Below are 19,285 nucleotides of genomic sequence, written 5' to 3' on the forward strand. Positions count from 1 at the left end.
ATCACGCACGAAGATAGCCGCTTCGCGGCAGCGCGGAACTGGGGTCGACCTCCATCCCCAAGCGACAACGGAAGGCTTGAGGATGAGTGTTGCGCGCAAGAATTCAACTCGGGTTGGCCCCGGCTACCCACAGGTCGTTGTGCTCGTCGGCGCGACGGGCGATCTCTCAAGGCGCAAACTACTGACCGGGCTGTTCCACCTCACCAATGCGGGCTTCATCCCAGGATGTCGCATTATCGGCGTCTCGCTCGACGACATCGATGCCGATGCCTTCCGCACCATCGCCCGTGACTCACTGGACAAATTCTTGACTCGCAAGTTCTCGCCGTCCGAATGGGAAGCATTTGCCGCATCGCTCGACTATGTTCCGCTCGCTGCCGGCGCCAATGCTCTCAAGGAAGCGGTCGATAGAGCCGAGAAAGCACTGGGCGCCGAGACGCGACGCGTGCATTATTTATCCGTGCCACCAAGCGCCGCCCTTCCGGCCGTGCAACTTCTCGCCCAGGCCGAGCTGACTGAACGCTCCCGTATCATCATGGAAAAGCCCTTCGGCACGGACCTTGCCAGTGCCGTTGAACTGAACAACAAGCTGCACGAGGTGTTCGACGAGAAGCAGATATTCCGCATTGACCATTTCCTCGGCAAGGAGCCGGCGCAAAACATCCTGGCCTTCCGATTTGCCAATGGCCTGTTCGAACCAATCTGGAACCGCAACTTCATCGACCATGTCCAGATCGACGTTCCGGAGACGCTCGGCCTTTCCACCCGCGCCGCCTTTTACGAGACCACCGGCGCCTATCGTGACATGGTGGTGACCCACCTCTTCCAAATCCTCGCCTTCATGGCGATGGAGCCGCCCACTGCCCTTGAGCCTGCGCCAATCTCGGAAGAGAAGAACAAGGTGTTCCGCTCCATGTTGCCGATTGAGCCGCGCGACGTGGTGCGCGGTCAATACATCGGCTACCGTAAGGAGCCTGGCGTCGATCCCGAAAGCGACACGGACACCTTCATCGCCCTGAAATGCGCCATCGACAACTGGCGCTGGGCTGGCGTGCCCTTCTACCTGCGTACCGGCAAGCGCATGGCAGAGGGGCAGCGCATTATTTCGATCGCATTCCGCGAGCCCCCGAAATCGATGTTCCCTCCGGGCTCTGGCGTGGGGGCACAGGGCCCTGACCACCTTACCTTCGACCTTGCTGATGCCTCCAAGGTCTCGCTGTCCTTCTATGGCAAGCGCCCTGGACCGGGCTTCCGGCTCGACAAGCTCTCGCTGCAATTTGCCATGAGCGAAACCGGCCTGATTGGCGAAGTTCTGGAGGCCTATGAGCGTCTGATCCTCGACGCCATGCGCGGCGACCACACGCTGTTCACTACGGCCGAGGGTATTGAGCGGCTCTGGGAGGTTTCCCAATCTCTCCTCGATAACCCGCCGCCCGTACGCCTCTACGACCAGGGCGGCTGGGGGCCGAAGTCGATCCACCAACTCATTGCCCCGCACGCCTGGCGCCTACCGTTCGAGCGCGCCTGGAGGGATGCGGCAAAGCGTGATTGAGGGTCAACCGTTGGATCGGTGCCGGCGACCAGAATGGCGCCGACCAATTGCCAAAGATCCCAATGCCAGATTGCGCGCAGGTGGCCGAAGCGGTTCAACCGCTCCAAACATTGCCGGGAGCTCGTCTGCGCCTGCAGCGCCGCGAAAGCTCGGAGGCTGGACTATTTTCGCTTTCGTACCGGCGCCAGCACGAAATCGTGCTCGACCTGCCAGAATGATCCTGCGAAACCGAGCTCCCTTGCCCTTGTGGGATCGTCCATCAGCTTGAATTCGGCCAGCAAACTCTCCTTGACGCCGAAGACCGCATCGGAATGGATGTAGCGATCGTCGGGATCGAAAATATGGGTCGTCAGCGTCTCAAACCCGTCTGCCTTGATAATATAGTGCAGATGGGCAGGTCGGTAGGGGTGACGGCCGAGCGCACCGAGCAGTTGCCCAACGGGACCATCGTTTGGGATCGGATAGTATTTCGGCTTCACCGCGCGGAACCAATAGAGCCCGTCCTTGCCGGTGCGGAATACACCGCGCAAATTGAAATCGGGCTGGATTCCCTTCTGCTGGACGTCATAGAACCCTTCGTCGTTCGCCTGCCAGACGTCGAGCACCGCGTTTTCGATCGGGCGGCCTTCAGTATCGAAGATTCGGCCGCTGATCACCATGTCCTCACCCTTCTGGTCGAGGCAGATATTGGCGCCCATCGGCAGTTCCGGCGCATCCGCGACATGGAAGGGGCCGAGAACCGTGCTTTCGGACGCGCCCGATGGTTTACGGTTGTTGATTGCGTCGACCAACATCGATACGCCGAGCACGTCCGACAGCAGAATGAATTCCTGCCGCCAGTCGGTGCAGGTGTGACCAGTGCGGGTGAGAAAGAGGATCGCTTCCATCCATTCGTCCTGGGTCGGCTCCAGCTCTTTCACCGCCTCATGCAGCTTGCGGGTCACCACCTCCATCACCTGCTTCAGCCGCGCATCGCGTGCATTGGTGTTGCGGCCGGTGACGACCTCGACAGAGTTTTCCTCAGTGAAATAGCCTTTTTCTTCGATGCTCATCGTCGCCTCACCGATCCAGAATTGCTCTCAATACACGACGCAGCTCGTTTTCCGGATCGGCGACTGAGGCATGCGAACGCCAGCCGACATGATGGTCCGGACGCACGAGCAGAACGCCGGCATCGCGGATTTCGCGGGCGCGCGCCCAGTCTCCCGTCAGGTCCTGCCATTCCTGCCTCGGGCCGATCTTATGAGCCGTGATCGGCAGGCCGAACTCCTTCGACAAAGCCCTCGCCGCCGCAATCCAGCCGTCGCCACCGATACCGGTCAACAGGGTGAAGACGCCATGACCGGTGAGATCGAGGCTCGAAACTTTCCTGCCGCTGTCGTTGAACAGCCAGGCATGCGGCAGCCGCGCGCCCGGCCACGTCGTCGGTTGGAAATGCAGCTCGGCATCCTTCTCGTAGGCTGGCTCCGGCTGCCCGTCCTTGATGACGGCATTCGAAGCGTAGCGATGGTTCATCTCCACGCCATGCGCGTCGAACTCGTAGACCTTATAGGCGATCGCCTCGCGGATTGCCGTGCGCTGGCGTTCGGCATCGGCGGTATCATCGCAGCGCGCATCCATGTTCTGCTGCATTTTCACCGGATCGACGGAATCGAGCAGACCCAGCGACTTGAAGATCGGGCCGAATTCCTCGATCGACTTGTTGGCGCGGGTAACGATCTGCTTGGCGACTGGCGCACGTTCGGCCTGGTAGCTCTCGAGCAGGGCCATGCCCGCCTGACCCTTAAGGACCAATGCGAGCTTCCAGGCGAGGTTGAAGCCATCCTGGATCGAGGTGTTGGAGCCGAGGCCGTTCGAAGGCGGATGGCGATGGACGGCATCACCCATGCAGAACACCCGACCGTTCGACACGCTCGTCGCGTACATGTTGTTCACAGTCCAGGTCGAGACGGATTTGATCTTCGGCTTGAGATCGGCAACGCCGACCAGTTCGCGCACGACCTTGGTGGCGAAAGCATCGTCGACCTGAGGCGCGGGCTGATTGATGTCGTAGCCCCATACGATCAGCCATTCGTTCCATGGCCGCACCATGCGCACAAGGCCCATGCCGATGCCGCCGACATCGGCGCCGGGCTGCAGCACCCAGTAAAGCACCGACGGGCGATGGGCGACATAGCGCGAGAGATCAGCCTCGAACAGAATGTTCATCGAGCCGGCAACACCCATCTTGCCTTCGAAGGTCAGATTGGCATGCTCCGCCACCTTGGAGTTGCCGCCATCGGCGCCGATCAGGAATTTCGAGCGGATAACCAGCTCCCTGCCGGTCAAGCGGTCGAGACAGGTGGTCGTGACCCCTTCGGCATCCTGAACATGGCTCACATACTCAGTCGACATGCGGGCCTGGGCGCCGCGCGAGCAGGCTGTCTTGAACAGCAGCGGCTCCATGTAAGTCTGCGGCAGGTCGTTCATGTGGGCGGGCGATGAAAGAAGGTGCTCGGCACGCGACAGCGGGTGGTTGCCCCAGCTCTGCATGCGGCCGATTTCCTCGCCGGCAACCGCCGTGCAGAAGACATTCTGCCCCATCAAATCCTGTTCGACCGCGAAGAGATAGGCCTCCTCCTCGACGTCGCGACCGAGATCGCGCAGAACCTCCATCGTCCGCTGGTTGGTGATGTGCGCGCGCGGCGTGCTTGCCAGCCAGCGATAACGGTTGATCACCATCGGCTCGAGGCCGTAGGTCGCAAGCAGCGCCGCGGTCGCCGAGCCGGCGGGTCCCGTACCGATGATCAGAACGTCGGTGGTGATGTCAGCCATTTGGCCCTCCCTTTTCATCATGTAGCGTTGATCCGCCTCTCAGCAGGCGACGGACCGGAAAGAGTTCCCAACCGGTACGGCTGGATATGACACCCCACAGACCGCGTGGGGCGCACAGCATCGTGACGATAGCAAGCGCCCCGAGCGCCAGGAGATACCAGGAGCCGTAGCTCGAAAAGGCATTCTGCAGCAGGAAGAAGACGAGCACGCCGACGAGCGGCCCTTCGATGGTGCCGATGCCGCCTATGACGACAATGAACACGACATAGGCGGTCCAGTCGGTGAGCGAGAAGGCGGCATCCGGCGATATGCGCGCCTTCTGCAGGTAGATGAGCGCACCGACCATGCCGGTCACGGAAGCGGTTGCCAGATAGACAAGGATCTTCAGCCGCCGCGCATCGACGCCGAGCGCACGGGCCGCTGTCTCATTGTCGCGCACGGCGGCAAGGCCAAGGCCCTGCTTGCTGCGCAGCAGTCGATAGATGAAGCCGATCGTCAGCGCGACGAGAGCCAGCGCCAGCCAATAGGTGAGCGCATCGGCCGCTGCCGCGGAGCGCATGCCGAACCAGTTCTGCAGCACCGAGATACCGAGCATATCCTTGGTGGCTTCGCGCGGCAGCGAAGTTCCCGTTCCGCCGCCGAGCATCTTCCACTGGGCGAATAGCAACCGCCCGACTTCGGCGATGACCCAGGTGCCGATCGCAAAATAGGGGCCGTAGAGCCGGAAGGAAAAGAATGCGGCCGGCGCTGCGATCAGCATTGCGAAGAGGCCGGCGAGCGGAATGGCAAGGATCGGATCGACACCGGCAAGAATGACGAAGCCGAACAGCGCATAGGCGCCGGAGCCGACAAAGAGCTGCTGCCCGACCGAGATCAGTCCGGCATAGCCGGCAAGCAGGTTCCAACTCTGCGCCAGCGCCAGCATCGTCAGGATGAAGAACAGATCCTGCACGACCCCGCGCGACACCATGAAGGGTGCAGCGGCGAGCGCGGCCGCCGCGACAAGCGAGAGGATGATGAAGATGCTCGAAAGCCGCGTCCGCGTTTCCACCCGCCAGCCCGGCGGTGCAGCAATTTCGGTCGGCATTGTTTCGAAACCCGGAGTCATGGCGCCCTCAATCCACGGCGCGGGGGAAAAGACCGCGCGGCCGGAAGACCAGCACGAGCAGGAAGGCGATATGCCCGGCAAGAATCTGCCATTCGGGATCGACCGCAGCGCCGACCGTCTGGGCAACTCCCAGGATGACGCCGCCTGCAAGCGTGCCCCAGAGCGAGCCGAGACCACCGATGATGACGGCTTCGAAGGCGTAGATCAGCCGCGCCGGCCCAGCCGTCGGATCGAAGTTCGCCCGCATACCGAGATAAAGGGCAGCAACCGTCACGATCATCATCGCAAGGCCGGTCGCGACGGCGAAGATCGTATTCGGCCGAATGCCCATCAGGCTCGCCGTCACCACATCGTCCGAGGTGGCCCGGAAGGCGCAGCCGAGCTCGGTGCGGTAGATGAGCTGGTTGAGACCGACGATGACGAGGACTGCCGAGGCAAAGGTGATGAGCGGCATCAGGCCGGCGCCGACACCCCCGAATTGCAGTGAAGCCGTTTCGAGGGCGCCCGCGGAGATCCGCCGGCTATCGGCCGTGAAGCTCTCCAACAGACCGTTCTGAATGACGATCGACAGGCCGAAGGTGACGAGCAACGGTGGCAGGATGTCGTTGCCAAGGGTTCGGTTCAGCAGGTGATATTGCAACAGCCAACCGACGGCGAACATCAAGGGGGCGGCGATCAGCGCAGCCAGGAAGGGATTGAGCCCCAACAAAGAGACAAGTACCAGGATCAGGAAAGCCGCCAGGACGATGAGATCGCCATGGGCGAGATTGACCAGGCGCATGATGCCGAAGACGAGGCTGAGACCTGCCGCGAACAGCGCATAGAGCCCCCCGAGCAGAACACCTTGCAGAAGCGTATCAAGCCAGTTCATGGGTGTCCGTTCCAAAATAGGCCGCATGGATATCGGCGCGATCGAGTTCTGCGGGGCGGCCTGTCAGGGTGATGCGGCCCTCCATCATGCAGTAGATGCGATCGGCCACCTTCAGCGCCTGGGCGATATCCTGCTCGACGATGACGGTGGCCGCACCCGCAGCGCGGATATGGGAAAAGGCGGCATAAATGTCCTTGATGACCACGGGGGCGAGGCCGAGGCTCAGCTCGTCGCACAGAAGAACCTCCGGATTGGACATCAGCGCCCGGCCGATGGCGACCATCTGCTGTTGCCCGCCCGAGAGCGCCGTCGCCGGATTGCGGCGTCTCTCCTTCAGGACGGGAAATAGCGAATAGATGCTGTCGAGCGCCCAGGGTCCGGCGACGCGGCGGCCATAGCGGCCGATCTTCAGATTTTCCTCCACCGTCAGCGACGGGAACAGCTTCCGCCCCTCCGGCACGAGCGCGATGCCGCGCCGCACGACATCGGATGCAAGCATCGCCCCAATCGGCTCGCCATGGTGCAGGACCATATCGGGCTTGTTGGCGATGACACCGGCGATCGAGCGCATCAATGTCGATTTCCCCGCACCATTGGCGCCGATAATGGCGATGGTCTCGCCGGCCTCGAGCCTGAGATCAACGCCGAGCACGGCCTGGAAATCGCCGTAGGAGGCCGTGAGGCCGCGAGTTTCGATGAGGCTCATCGTCAGACCTCCATCCCGAGATAGATTTCGCGCACCTCGCTCGACGCCATGATCGCGTCGGACTTGCCGATGCCGATCACCCGGCCGAAATTGAGAACGAGGATGCGCTCGGCCACAGCTGTAAGAGCGTGCAGCACATGTTCGATCCAGATGATTGCGATGCCGCGCTGGTGAACCCGCTTGATCGTCGCGACGAGCTGGCGGCATTCGCCTTCCGTCAGACCGCCGGCGATCTCGTCGAGAAGCAACAGCTTCGGCTGGGTGGCGAGCGCACGCGCCAATTCCAGCCGCTTGCGTTCAAGCAGGGTCAACGATCCGGCAGGCACATTGGCTTTGGCGATCAAGCCGGTCTCGACAAGGATGTCCGCGCACGAAGCCGAGACGTCGCTTTCCCTCGCCTTGGCACCGAAAGCACCGGCAACCAGCAGGTTTTCATAGGCCGTCAGACGCGCGAAAGGCTGCGGGATCTGGAAGGTGCGGCCCATGCCGGCAAGGCAACGTTGCATCGGCGGCACATGGGTGACATCGCGGCCGTCGAACCGGATCGATCCTCCGGCAACGGAGAGATTGCCGTTGATAAGGTTGAACAGCGTCGATTTACCGGCGCCGTTCGGCCCGATGACTCCGAGCGCCTCGCCAGGCTCGACAGAGAAGCCGATATCCTCGGCGACGACGAGCGCGCCGAACGCCTTCGAGACTCCCTTCAATTCCAGTAGGGGCATTGTCGTTCTCCGTTGGAGGCCGCCCGACCGAGTGCCGGGCAACCCTGCTTTCACGCAAGGGCTTCGAGCTTGCCGCCAAGCGGTACGTTCGGCGCCAGGCCGTTTTCGACGACGACGAGATCATAGCCGCCGCCGGATTTCAGCCGCCATTGGCCGCCGACCAGCGGCGTCTTGGCGACATTCTTTTGCGCGAACGGCGGCAGCTTCTCATTGCCCCAGGCAACCGGCCCGACGAGCGTGTCGAGCTTGGTTTCGCCGATCGCCTTGGCGACGGCATCGGCATCGCCCGCATCCTCGCTCCGCGTCATGATATCGACGGCGAGCTCGAACAGTGCATGGGCAAAGCCGATCGGCTGGGTCCATGGGCGTCCGGTTGTCTTGGTGAAGGCAGCCGCCACGGCGGCAGCGGTCTCGCCCGTCAGCGACGATTTGAACGGATGCGTCGGGGTCCACCAAACCTCGGTCGAGAGATTGTGCCCGGCATTTCCCAACGCTTCGACGGTCTGCGGGAAGAGAAGCGCCTTGCCGATCGAGGCGACCTTCGGCTTCAGGCCTTGCTGCTTGGCCTGGTTCCAGAAAGTGGTGAGGTCGGGGGGGATCATCACCCCGGTCAGGATATCGGTGCCTGCCTGCTTGAAGGCATTGATCTGCGCCGAGAAATCATCCGTCAGATTCTGGTAGCGGCCGGTATCCGTCAGCCCGTAGCCGAGCTTTTCCAGGACCGGCGGGAAGCCGACGACCTTGTCGCCCCAGGCATTGCCGTCACCATCATTCGGGAACAGGCCACCGACCTTTTTATTCGTCTCGATTTGGCTCCACATGCCGGTAAAGACGGCGATGATATCCTCAAGGCCCCAGAAGAAATGATAGGCGTAATTGAAGGGCTTCCAGGAGGCCGGATCGCCGGGATTGCCCTGCTGGCCGATGAACCAGGGCTGCCACGGCGCGACCGTGGAAATGCAGGGCATCTCCTCGCCCTCGCAGGTCGTGGAAACCGGATTGGTCGTCTCCGGTGTCGAGGATACGAGCATCAGGTTGATCTGGCTGTCGACGATCAGCTCCTTAGCGACTTCGGCGGCGCGGTTCGGGTTCGACTGGCTGTCCTTGACCACGACCTCGTAGTTCAGGCCCTTTGCCTTCGTTGTCGCCAGGAAGGCATCGATGACGAACTTGTCGGCTTCGCCGAAAGCGGCGAGCGGCCCCGTCTGCGGGCTGACATAGCCGAGCTTGATTGCCGCATTCTTGGCAATCGCCGGCATGGGCAGGCCCGAGGTTGCAATCAATGCGCCGCCGGCCGCCGTCGTCTTCAGAAAATCGCGTCTTGTGAACATGTTTCCTCCTCCCATTGTCTCTCCTCCCAAAGAGTGCGCCCGCAGGCGCCTGTGTCTCATTCCATAGGCCGTCGGCCCTCCCAAGCGTCCTGCAGAAGCTGGCGGATCGCACTCCGTTCGATCGGCCGCGGATTCCAGTAGGGATTCTCGACAGCGATCGCAGCCGCGCGATCGAGATCGATTTCTGTCAGCCCGAATTCCTTGAGCGATAGGGGCGATCCGATCGCCCTGGCGAAATCCCAGAGCCCGCCACCGATGGCGCCGCCGAAAATCTCGGCCGCTCCTGCCAGCTCCGATGCCGCGGCTGCGGCATTGAAAGCGGCCGTATGCGGCAGCATCACCGCATGGGTTTCGGCATGCGGCGTATCGAAGGAACCGCCGAGCGTGTGACAAATCTTGTGATGCAACGCCATGCCGACCGTGCCGAGCACCGAGCCGCAGAGCCAGGCGCCGTAAAGGGCATCGCTGCGCGCCTCAGCGTTCTTCGGATCGTTGACGATAACCGGCAGGCTTCGGGCAAAGGCGCGCAGGCCTTCCAGCGCCATCAGGCTCGAAATCGGATTGCGGTCTTGCGCGTAAAGCCCTTCGACGGCATGGGCCATGGCGTTCAGCCCACTCGTCACGCTCATGGCGACCGGCAGGCCGAGCGTCAGCGCGGAATCGTAAATCACGATCTCCGGCAATATCCTGGCATCGCGCACCGTCGTCTTGCGGCCGCCTTCGGTCTGCCCGAGGATCGGCGTCACCTCCGACCCGGCATAGGTCGTGGGAATGACGATCTGGAGAAGATCGGTGCGATAGGCAATCGCCTTGCCGAGCCCCGTTGTCGATCCGCCGCCGAGGGAGACGACGCAGTCCGCCGCGGTTTCCTCGACCACCCGCATCGCCGCCTCCGTCACCTCGACGGGCGTGTGCATGGTCGCGCCTGAGAAGACGCCGCAGGCAAGCGGCTCGATCTCTTCGGCCAGCGCCTGTGCATCAGCCTTCTGCTGCGGCGTCGAGAGGATCAGGGCCCGCTTGCAGCCGGCTTTGGCGACCCATTGCGCGACCCGGTTGCGGCTGCCGGCACCGAAGACGATTTGGGCGGGACTGCCCGCATAGGAAAAATCCTGGGTCATGCCGCCCTCCCCGGCTTTGCTCGCACCATCACGAAGGTGAGGCTCAACGCCTTGGCGCGCTGTCCATCGATCTCGGACGGCTCGAAGCAGGCAATGAGCTCGGGCCGCACGCCGAAGAGGGCGTCTTCGCCAAGGTGTGGATCGCTCGCATCGTAAATCTGGGTGGTGATCGTCTCGAAGCCCTTGGCACGAACGACGAAATGCAGGTTCGCCGGGCGGCGCAGCGGACAGCCCGCCTCGGCGAGCAGCCGCCCGACCGGGCCATCGTCCGGCACGCCATAACCCGACGGCATGACGGAGCGGTAATGGAACCGTCCGTTGATATCGGTATGGAAGAGGCCGCGCAGATTATGTTCCGGCTGCAAATCCGGCTGCTGGTTCTCGTAAAAGCCCTCGGCATTCGCCTGCCAGGTTACGACCTCGGCGCCTGCGATCGGCAGGCCATCGAGATCCTGCACCCGCACGGACACCGCCAGCGGCTCGCCGATCCCGTCGAGCGAGATCGAAGAACCCGATACCCTTTCTGGGGCATCATTGCGGAAAAACGGTCCGCGAATGGTATTCGGCGTCGCCGCTTTCGGCCGCCGCGAATTGATTTCCTCGACCAGGGCCGACGCGCCGATGAGATCCGACAGAAGCACCCATTCCTGTCGCCGCTCGTCCGAGGCATGGCCGACATCGGTCAGGAAGGCAATGACCTTGCGCCACTCGTCCTGGGTCGGGCGAAACTGCTTGATGAGATCATGAACATGGATGACGGCGGCAGCGATCAGCCGTGACAGATTGCCGTCACTGCCAGCGGAGAAGCGTTCCGAGAAAACCTCCGCCGACGTCGCCTCGCTGAATGTGAGCGCCTTTGCCCGCTCCGCCATGCTCATCCTCCACGATCTCACGTGTACCCGAGATTGATACTAGCAGTCGGAATTGCATGGATTGATGATTTTGTTGCAAAACAATATAACGGATCGTTATGAAGTTCGATGAACGTCACCTGATCCAGCTTGCCGCCGTTGTCAAAACAGGCGGCGTAACCGAAGGCGCGGCCTTGCTGGGCCTCGCTCAGCCTGCCGTTTCGCGCACCTTGTCCATGCTGGAGAAGCGCGTGGCCGAGCCGCTCTTCGTCAAGGGTCGCCGGCCATTGCAGCCGACGCCGTTTGGTCTTTCGCTCGCCGAACACGGCCTCGTCATGCTCGCAGCCTCACGCAAGGCCTCCGATCTCGTCGAAAGCTTCCGCGTCGGCAAGAGCGGCGTCGTACGGATCGGCGGCACGCCCTTCTTCATGGATGCGCTGATTGCCGGGCTGTGCGCGGAGTTTCAGACAAGCCGTCCGGACGTGCGGATCGATCAAAGCTACGGTTATTTCCCGGATCTGCGCGCAGCGCTGAAGGCAGATCAGATCGACCTCGCCATATGCCCGATCGACATACTCGACGAGGGTTCCGGGCTCGAATTCCAGCAGATTCTCCCAGGCCGCAATGTCGTGGCCTGTCGGGTAACCCATCCGCTGCTTCTGAAACGGCGGCCGCAGCCGAGCCAACTGCTCGACTATCCGTGGATTGCGCCGCCACCGGGAAGCCCGCTGCTGGCGGACCTGCGCGCGCTGCTGCTCTCCTTCGGCGCCACCGAGATCAAGATCCGCTATACCGGCGGCTCGCTGATGAGTGTAATCAACTACCTGAAATCGGCGGATGCGCTGACCGTCATGCCGCACAGCGTCGTCTTCGCGCAGCGCAAGGAAAAGACGATCACCGCACTGCCAATCACCATCCCTCATCCAGAGCGCGCCCTTGCGATCCTCAAGCGCGTCGATGCTCCACGAGCTCCCGCAGTCGATCAATTTGCCGAATTCGTCCGCCTGGGTTTCCAAGATCTTCGGCATCTGATCAAACGTCATGAGGAGTCGGTGATTTGGGGCGTTTGAGAGCCCCCATGGGATACGAACCGGGACCGCGTCCTTGGCTAGAAGTCCCATATCTCCGATGTTCCAGCAGCAGGCTCGGCTGAGGCCGAGAAGGAATGACCGATTTGGGGCCGGTGGCCGACCGTCCGCTACGAGACACCCAACACCAAAAGCGGACATCAGAATTCTTGCCGCCGAGGCCTGAGATTGACCCCTTTTGCTGCCGCTCGAGATCGATCCGAGGACGTGCGGTATGTGCTAGTATGCGGCCGGCGGAATGCGACAGACGCACTGCGACGGGCTTGTGATCGATCCGAAATACGCGCGACGGAGAGCCGACGTTGTACTTTTGGAGGGGAGACGAGGACGATGGCGACACCACAGCAACCCAGTCTAATAGTTCGACAGAAATCCCCACCGAACATCGAGTTTCCGTTTGCGTCGCTCTCCGATTGGCTGATCCCAGCCGAGTTGTTCTTCGTGCGAAACCATTTCCCGTCGCCGGAGCTCGATGCGCGAGACTGGAGACTGCGCGTTGGCGGGGCGGTAGAGCGGCCGATCGAACTTGACCTCGACAGCATCAAGGCGATGCGGAGCACGACTTTCACTGCCGTCGTGGAGTGCGCAGGGAACGGGCGCGTCTACTATGTGCCGCCGAAGGAGGGGTTACAGTGGCAGAACGGAGCCGTCGGCAACGCCGCCTGGACAGGTGTTCTTCTGCGCGAGGTTTTGGAAATGGCCGGCGTTAAGCGAACCGCACGTGAGGTTCTGCTGACAGGCGCCGACAGCGGCGTCGTCGACACGAACAAGAAAACGGCTTCTCCTGGCCCCATCGCTTTTGCGCGCAGTTTACCGCTTGAGAAGGCCATCGCTGACAGCACGATCCTTGCCTATTCGATGAACGAGGAGCCGTTGACGCGCGATCACGGCTACCCACTACGAGCGGTGGTGGGTGGCTGGTTCGGCATGGCTTGGATCAAGTGGATTACGGATATCACGGTTGTGGAACAACCGTTCCTCGGCTACTGGCAGGCGCGCGACTATTTCCGTTGGGAACGCAGCCTCGGGGAACCCACGCTGGTTCCCCTTGCGGAGATGGAGGTCAAAGCGCAGATCGCGCGTCCCGTAGAGGGGGCGCACCTCATTGCCGGCCAACCCTACCGGATTTTCGGAGCCGCTTGGAGCGGGGAGGCTGCTATCCGGCAGGTGCAGGTCTGCACGGGAGATGGCAGGGGCTGGCGCGAGGGAAGGCTCCTCGAAACAGAACGTCCCTTTGCATGGCGCTTGTGGGAGTACATATGGACCCCTGAAGAAGTGGGGCGATATACACTGCGATGTCGCGCGATCGATGGGGCGGGGTGCGTGCAGCCCGACCTTCCGCGTTCCGACTGCGAGAGCTACGCGGCCAATTGGATCGTTCCGGTGGAGGTTACCGTCGTTCCCGAGCAACGAAAATACGAGGAGGAATTCGTGATCTAATCACCCGCATGGTGCGGAATGGGGCTCTTGGCGCAAGTGTGACCCGCGTTGTCACTGCGTCATGTCGCTTTGCAGCAATAGCGCCCCTTTGGCTGAATGACCATGAGAAAGGCGCAAAGCTGATCGAATCTCGTTAGAGCCTCTCAGAGCAAAGAGGAACGGCCCCACGACGTGCAGGGCGGTCTCTATTCAGATCTCAGTCCGCTCGGCCAGTTCCAGTGCATCCTCAATGTCGACGCCAAGATACCTGACCGTGTTCTCGATCTTGGTATGGCCAAGCAGGATCTGGATCGCCGGTTGCCGGGCCTTAGAGTTCGTGGCGGCCTTCGTTCGCCGCAGGGAATGCGGCCCGTAATCCTCCCGACGGAGGCCGATCGCCGTCACCCACTCATCTACCAGTCAGGCGTACTGCCGAGTACTGAGATGATTACCGTGGTCGATCCGACTGGGAAAGGCATAGTCATCGACTGTTCCTCCCCTTCGTTGAAGCCAGGCAAGCAGACTAGCTCTAACCTCGGTCGTGATTTCGAACTGCACGGGCCGTCCAGTCTTCTGCTGGACGACCATTGCGCGAGTTCGAATTTCGTGCCCCGTGACGAGAGTCCCGATTTTCAGTTTTACCAGATCGCGGCCGCGGAGCTTGCTGTCGATGGCGAGATCGAAAAGCGCGCGATCTCTCATCCTTCCTCCTCGGTCGAGGAAGAAACGGACTGCCCAGATCTGGCGCTGCTTGAGGGGCTTCTTGACGCCAACTTCCTTGCCTGCGTTCCAAGCCGGTCGACCCAGTGCGGCAGGATCATATTGCGAGACACCCATTCCAGTTCTCCTATGGCCACCGTTGGCCAGAGGGAGAACGCGCACCTTCTGGTTATATGACGGGGCCGGTGGCCGACCGTCCGCTCCTTGGACACTCAACACGCGGACATAAAGTACTTGCCGCGAAAGTCTGGGATTGACCCGAAGCTGCCGTTTGGATTGCAATACCGGAACGGCACAAAGGAGGGATTCATGACCTTCGATGAAGTTTGTGGATCTCGGTGAAGACCTCGGTTGAGCCGGTCCAGTCAGCCTTCGGGCAAGCCGGCGTCACGCAGACCCGATAAGATCCGCGCCATAAAAGCAGAGGGCCACCATGTATCCCTGACTTTGGCAAGCGTAAGGTCGGGATGGCTCTCTCGCAGTCGAAGGCAGGCACGTCGTGCCTCATCCAATCTGCCGGCGTGCACATAGGCGCTGACGAGCCACCGCAGAGCCCAACTCGCGTCAGGCTGCTGGCTAAGGCCTCTTTGGATCCAGGTAATCGCATCGTCGTATCGCCCGTCGACGAAATGGGCGGCGCCGACGCCGACGTCCGCCCACGCACGCGCTCAGCATGGGTTCGAATCAGAGCGTCACCGCCTCGAACAGGCCTCTAAGTTTAGAAGCGCTTCGTTGAAGCGCAGCGCGCTCATGTGTGTCAAGGTCAGGAAGCAATTCAGTGGAAATGCCTTCGCGGCCCACAACGCGGGGAACCGATAAAGCTACATCGCGCACACCTTCGATCAGCGCGGTGACGCTCGAGACTGAAAGCACCGCCTGTTCATCCTGCCTTACCGCGCCGACGATCCGGGCAAGACCTGCTCCAATCCCGTAGTAGGTAGAGCCTTTGCCCTTGATGATGGTATAGGCGGCGTTGCGAGTCTTGCTGTCGATATCTGTCCGGACAGCTTCGGTAATGGGAGCGCCAATCTGTGCACCGAAGAGAGCAATCGGAACTGTACCTGCCCTGGCGCCGGACCACGCCAAGACTTGGCTGTCGCCGTGTTCGCCCAGCACATAGGCATGAATGGATCGCGGCGACACACGAAGGTGAGCCCCCAGCAGGCTACGAAACCGCGCGGTATCGAGAATTGTCCCCGATCCGATCACGCGATGGTTTGGCAGTCCGGAGTACGCTTCGGCGATCTGTGTCATGATGTCGACCGGGTTGGATGCAACCAGCAAAATCGCGTCGGGACAGACACGCATGATCTCGCCTACAACTATTCGGAAGACCGCGGCGTTGCGGCTCAGCAGATCGGTTCGCGTCTCCCCGGATCGTTGCGCGACCCCTGCGGCTATTACGACAACACCAGCATTCCGAAGATGATCGTAGTCTCCATGAGAAATCGAGGTTCCTGAGGCAAACGGCATCGCATGTGCGATATCAAGGGCTTGTGCTTCGGCCAGAGCTGGATCGAGATCGACCAGCACAACCTCGCTCGCGACACCACGTAAGCCAAGGGCGTACGCAGTCGCGCTGCCAACCATGCCGGCTCCAACAATGCCGACCTTCATCCCGTTTGCCTCCCTGTCGGAGTTAAGTAAGACTTAGCGCGGAAGCTCGCCATTAACAGGCCGTCAGCGGAGTTCCCGCAATTCACCGCGTGACGACGCCCTCCTTGGTCATGGGAGTCGTCTTGCCCACTATTCCGCCAGGATCAAGGATGGACGAAGCATTTCTTTCTTCCCACGCCGACCACTCTTTTATACCGACGGCGTCGACTGCATCCTGCTCGGCTTTGGACAGGTTTCGAAAGGACGCCAAGTCCTCGGGCTTCTGGTGTAAACGGCAAGAAAGCGGAGCATCGGTACATCCTCCATTCATCTTGAAGGTTGCCAATTTATGCGCCTCGCTTCGGAAATCACCTGCCGACAAATAGCGCGGGACGTGGAACGGCGGCTTTGGGGCGCAAAGCTGCCATAACTGTCACAGCGCTATTATTCGAAACGGCAACACGCGCTTAGTCAAGGTGCGAAGCAAACAGCGCTAGCGATGATTGCGCCAAAGCCGATCATTGTGGCGATTTGCGAGACGCCGCGCCGCTGGCGAGTTGGATGGAAGCGCACCTCCGGCCTCCGTCATTCCGGGCCTTGAGCCTGGATATCCGAGTATGCGCGCTGAAGAAGCGCGCACTTTTCACTCCCATCTCAGCGGAAACCGCCGCTCGCCACCAGCCGCCTGGGCGCCCATCACCGGACGTTCAAGAACCGTCCGCTTTCCGTGGATACTCATTACTTCGACGTCCTCGGTCACAAAGAGGGATGACGGCCTGATGGAGGTGGAGGTCGCCCGGGCATTACCTCTTACCATTTGTTGACTCACCCGCGCCTGAACAATACGTTAAGAACCCGGTCGTTGGGCTTGTCCTCAAATGACGAACCATTCTCTTCAGCGTCGCCTTGCCGCCATCGTCGTTGCCGATGTGGTGGGATATTCACGCCTGATGGAGGCTGATGAAGCCGCAACGCTTGAGAACCTCAGGGAACTCCGTTCCGGCGTTATCGAGCCGGCTGTGATGCGTCACAACGGTCGCATCTTCAAGGTCGCGGGCGACGGCTTCCTGATCGAATTCGGCAGCGCGGTGGACGCGGTCGCAGCAGCTTTGGAAATGCAGCGGGCCGCCACTGCTGTTGAGGCTTCCGAAGACCGGCGCCTGCTTTTGCGCGTGGGCGTCAATCTGGGAGATGTCATTGACGACGGTTCGGACGTCCTCGGCGACGGCGTCAATGTCGCGGCGCGCCTCCAGACGCTGGCCGCGCCGGGAGGCATCTGCATTTCAGCCAGCGTTCACGGCGAGATCGTCGGCAAGATCGGCGACCGGTTCTTCGATGCAGGCGAACGCTACCTGAAGAACCTCACTCGCCCGGTCCACCTGTGGCATTGGCCGGATGCGCTGCAGAGCGTTTTGCCGCTGCCCGAATGTCCCTCGATCGCTGTATTGCCGTTCACGAACATGAGTGGGGATGAAGCGGACGCGCCTTTCGTCGACGGCTTGACCGAAGACCTGATCACCGACCTTTCCCGCACAACTGGCCTGTTCGTCATCGCGCGCAATTCCGTGTGGGGCTACAAGGGCAAGCCGGTCGACGTAAAGCTGGTCGCCCAGGAACTCGGCGTCCGTTACGTCCTAGAGGGGAGCGCCAGACGCGCAATGGGCCGTGTCCGCATCAATGCCCAATTGATCGACGCGCTTGGCGGCCAGCACTTGTGGGCGGAACGGTTCGACAGGACGGTGGAAGATGTTTTCGAATTACAGGATGAGGTCAACGCCAAGATTGTTGAAGCCCTCGTCGGCCGGCTGACCATCCCGACGCCGCGCAATCGGCCGAAGAACTTCGAGGCCTACGATCTGTGTGTGCGCGCCCGTCTCCTGACGGAGGAGTCGCCGCAAACCGAGCGTGAGGCCTATATGCTGCTCCAACGCGCGGTCAAGCTCGAGCCATCCTATGCCGAGGCGCTCGGTCTGCTCGCCTATAACCGTTGGCTTGCCTGGACGCATTTCGGCGAGCCCGAAGATCCTAACCGCCGGATGGCGGTGACATCAGCGCAGAAGGCGGTCGACCTGGATCCCAACGATGCCGGCTGCCGCTACGTTCTGGGGACCATTTTGGCTTATGAGCGGCGATGGGAGGAATCGGATGCCGCTTTCGCCATGGCCCTGAAACTCGACCCCAATCACGCCGACACCTGGGCCGCCATGTCTGATATGTCCGTGCTGGACGGCAGGATTGCCGACGGACTGGCGCAGATCGAAAAAGCTCTGCGGCTCAATCCCTATCCGGCGTGCTGGTATCTTTGTCATCTTGGGCAGGCGCAATACGCCGCGGGTGACTACGAGGCGGCAACCGCTACACTCCGCAGGAAAGAAACCTATCGCACCAACTCACGCAAATTCCTGGCTGCTGCGCTTGCGCAGTTGGGCCACCGCGAGGAGGCGCGGCGAGAAGCAGAATTGTTCCTGATCGCCCACCCTCATTTCACGATCGCTCATTGGCTCAGTTCCCAGCCGCTGCGCGATGCATCTGTACGAGACCACTTTGTCGACGGCTTCCGAAAGGCTGGCCTGCCGGAGACGTGACAGCGGGCGGGGACAATCCCGACGGGTTGGTGACAATCGGTTCTTTCGACAGTCCAATTGCCGTGCAACATTGATCGTCGTGAATACGTCTAACGCGCCGAACGATCGAATCCCGGCACGGCGCCCACAGCACCTGCCGACAGCACCCTTCGCACACTTGACCTTAAGTCGTCACAGGAGAACGAAATGTCCAAATCCATCCTCGACATGTCGATGTCCCTCGATGGGTATATCGCCGACGATAACGATTATCTTGGAGGCGAGGATGGAGAGCGGCTGCACCACTGGGCGGACGCCGACGGGGGATCCGCTCAGGCCGGGCCCGTGCGTGAATTTGAAGCCGAATGGAAGGCGGCCGGTTCAGTCCTTGCCGGCCGGCGGACCGCCGAGCTCATGGATCACTGGGGAGGCAGTCATGGCGGCGCCCCGATCTTCGTGCCCAGTCACCGGCCTCCGCCGCCCGCCGCCCGTTGGGGTTATCCGTTGGTGACCTACGTGAATGACGGAATCGAGAGCGCGATGGCGCTGGCGAAGGCTGCGGCCGGCGATCGGGACGTACAACTGCGGGGTGGTTATACGGCGCAAGAAGCACTCCGGGCCGGGGTGCTGGACGAGATCCAGATCCATCTGATCCCGGTGCTGCTCGGTCGCGGCCGCCGGCTGTTCGATGTTTTGCCGTCAGAGATCGAACTGGAGCTTGTCAGGGTAATCGACACGCCGGCGGCGACACACATCCGCTATCGTGTCCGTCGCCAATCCAGTTCCTAGCGTCTGACGAGACCGCGGCGGCCTACTATTGCCTGA

The 19,285-nt window shown here is 61.5% G+C and carries 15 protein-coding genes and 2 pseudogenes; 5 read left to right on the forward strand and 12 right to left on the reverse strand.

Going from position 1 to position 19,285, the window contains the following annotated elements:
- Positions 1-82: 82 nt before the first annotated feature.
- On the forward strand, positions 83-1,552 hold the full coding sequence (zwf, locus tag J7U39_RS14355; protein ID WP_210628789.1) for a glucose-6-phosphate dehydrogenase: 1,470 nt from the start codon (positions 83-85) through the stop codon (positions 1,550-1,552).
- 161 nt (positions 1,553-1,713) lie between these two features.
- Here the strand turns inward: zwf and J7U39_RS14360 are convergent, their stop codons facing one another.
- Genes J7U39_RS14360 through J7U39_RS14400 form a run of 9 tightly spaced genes read right to left on the reverse strand, consistent with a single transcriptional unit; the run spans position 1,714 to position 11,094 of the window.
- Positions 1,714-2,604 (reverse strand): intradiol ring-cleavage dioxygenase, encoded by an 891-nt coding sequence (locus J7U39_RS14360; protein ID WP_210628790.1) that lies wholly within the window; start codon positions 2,602-2,604, stop codon positions 1,714-1,716.
- 7 nt (positions 2,605-2,611) lie between these two features.
- A complete protein-coding gene (locus J7U39_RS14365) occupies positions 2,612-4,366 on the reverse strand; it encodes an FAD-dependent monooxygenase (protein WP_210628791.1) in 1,755 nt (584 codons plus the stop codon).
- The gene (locus J7U39_RS14370; RefSeq protein ID WP_210628792.1) at positions 4,359-5,474 is read right to left on the reverse strand and encodes a branched-chain amino acid ABC transporter permease; all 1,116 of its coding nucleotides are present in this window, start codon (positions 5,472-5,474) and stop codon (positions 4,359-4,361) included. The genes J7U39_RS14365 and J7U39_RS14370 overlap by 8 nt, the downstream gene beginning before the upstream one ends.
- A 7-nt stretch (positions 5,475-5,481) precedes the next feature.
- Positions 5,482-6,345 carry a branched-chain amino acid ABC transporter permease gene (locus J7U39_RS14375; protein WP_210628793.1) on the reverse strand — a complete coding sequence of 288 codons (864 nt, stop codon included), beginning with the start codon at positions 6,343-6,345 and terminating at the stop codon, positions 5,482-5,484.
- On the reverse strand, positions 6,332-7,051 hold the full coding sequence (locus J7U39_RS14380) for an ABC transporter ATP-binding protein (protein ID WP_210628794.1): 720 nt from the start codon (positions 7,049-7,051) through the stop codon (positions 6,332-6,334). Before J7U39_RS14380 ends, J7U39_RS14375 begins: the two co-directional genes overlap by 14 nt.
- Positions 7,052-7,053: 2 nt before the next feature.
- The gene (locus J7U39_RS14385; RefSeq protein ID WP_210628795.1) at positions 7,054-7,773 is read right to left on the reverse strand and encodes an ABC transporter ATP-binding protein; all 720 of its coding nucleotides are present in this window, start codon (positions 7,771-7,773) and stop codon (positions 7,054-7,056) included.
- A gap of 50 nt (positions 7,774-7,823) precedes the next feature.
- Positions 7,824-9,104 carry an ABC transporter substrate-binding protein gene (locus J7U39_RS14390; protein ID WP_210628796.1) on the reverse strand — a complete coding sequence of 427 codons (1,281 nt, stop codon included), beginning with the start codon at positions 9,102-9,104 and terminating at the stop codon, positions 7,824-7,826.
- A gap of 56 nt (positions 9,105-9,160) precedes the next feature.
- Positions 9,161-10,222, reverse strand: a complete 1,062-nt coding sequence (locus tag J7U39_RS14395) for a maleylacetate reductase (protein ID WP_210628797.1) — start codon at positions 10,220-10,222, stop codon at positions 9,161-9,163.
- Positions 10,219-11,094: a dioxygenase gene (locus J7U39_RS14400; protein ID WP_210628798.1), complete on the reverse strand. Its 876-nt coding sequence runs from the start codon at positions 11,092-11,094 to the stop codon at positions 10,219-10,221. Before J7U39_RS14400 ends, J7U39_RS14395 begins: the two co-directional genes overlap by 4 nt.
- Positions 11,095-11,192: 98 nt before the next feature.
- Here J7U39_RS14400 and J7U39_RS14405 point away from each other — a divergent pair, with 98 nt between their 5' ends.
- Positions 11,193-12,143, forward strand: a complete 951-nt coding sequence (locus tag J7U39_RS14405) for a LysR family transcriptional regulator (RefSeq protein WP_210628799.1) — start codon at positions 11,193-11,195, stop codon at positions 12,141-12,143.
- Between the two features lie 348 nt (positions 12,144-12,491).
- Positions 12,492-13,601, forward strand: coding sequence for a sulfite oxidase (locus tag J7U39_RS14410; RefSeq protein WP_210628800.1), 1,110 nt, complete (start codon positions 12,492-12,494; stop codon positions 13,599-13,601).
- A 189-nt stretch (positions 13,602-13,790) separates the two neighbouring features.
- On the opposite strand, the pseudogene J7U39_RS31810 reads toward J7U39_RS14410, so the two are convergent.
- The 3 genes and pseudogenes from J7U39_RS31810 to J7U39_RS14430 all read right to left on the reverse strand — a co-directional run.
- Positions 13,791-14,417, reverse strand: a pseudogene (locus J7U39_RS31810) (tyrosine-type recombinase/integrase).
- 567 nt (positions 14,418-14,984) lie between these two features.
- Complete coding sequence (locus J7U39_RS14425; protein WP_210628802.1) at positions 14,985-15,917, reverse strand: L-lactate dehydrogenase; 933 nt, start codon at positions 15,915-15,917, stop codon at positions 14,985-14,987.
- Positions 15,918-16,011: 94 nt separating this feature from the next.
- Positions 16,012-16,208 (reverse strand): annotated as a pseudogene (locus J7U39_RS14430) (hypothetical protein); the annotation flags it as partial.
- A 566-nt stretch (positions 16,209-16,774) separates the two neighbouring features.
- On the opposite strand from J7U39_RS14430, the gene J7U39_RS14435 reads away from it, so the two are divergent.
- Together J7U39_RS14435 and J7U39_RS14440 are read left to right on the forward strand one after the other, a co-directional pair.
- The gene (locus tag J7U39_RS14435; RefSeq protein WP_210628803.1) at positions 16,775-18,481 is read left to right on the forward strand and encodes an adenylate/guanylate cyclase domain-containing protein; all 1,707 of its coding nucleotides are present in this window, start codon (positions 16,775-16,777) and stop codon (positions 18,479-18,481) included.
- 186 nt (positions 18,482-18,667) lie between these two features.
- A complete protein-coding gene (locus J7U39_RS14440) occupies positions 18,668-19,249 on the forward strand; it encodes a dihydrofolate reductase family protein (protein WP_210628804.1) in 582 nt (193 codons plus the stop codon).
- The last annotated feature ends 36 nt before the right edge of the window (positions 19,250-19,285 follow it).

The sequence above is a fragment of the Rhizobium sp. NLR16a genome (assembly GCF_017948245.1).
GTDB lineage: Bacteria > Pseudomonadota > Alphaproteobacteria > Rhizobiales > Rhizobiaceae > Rhizobium.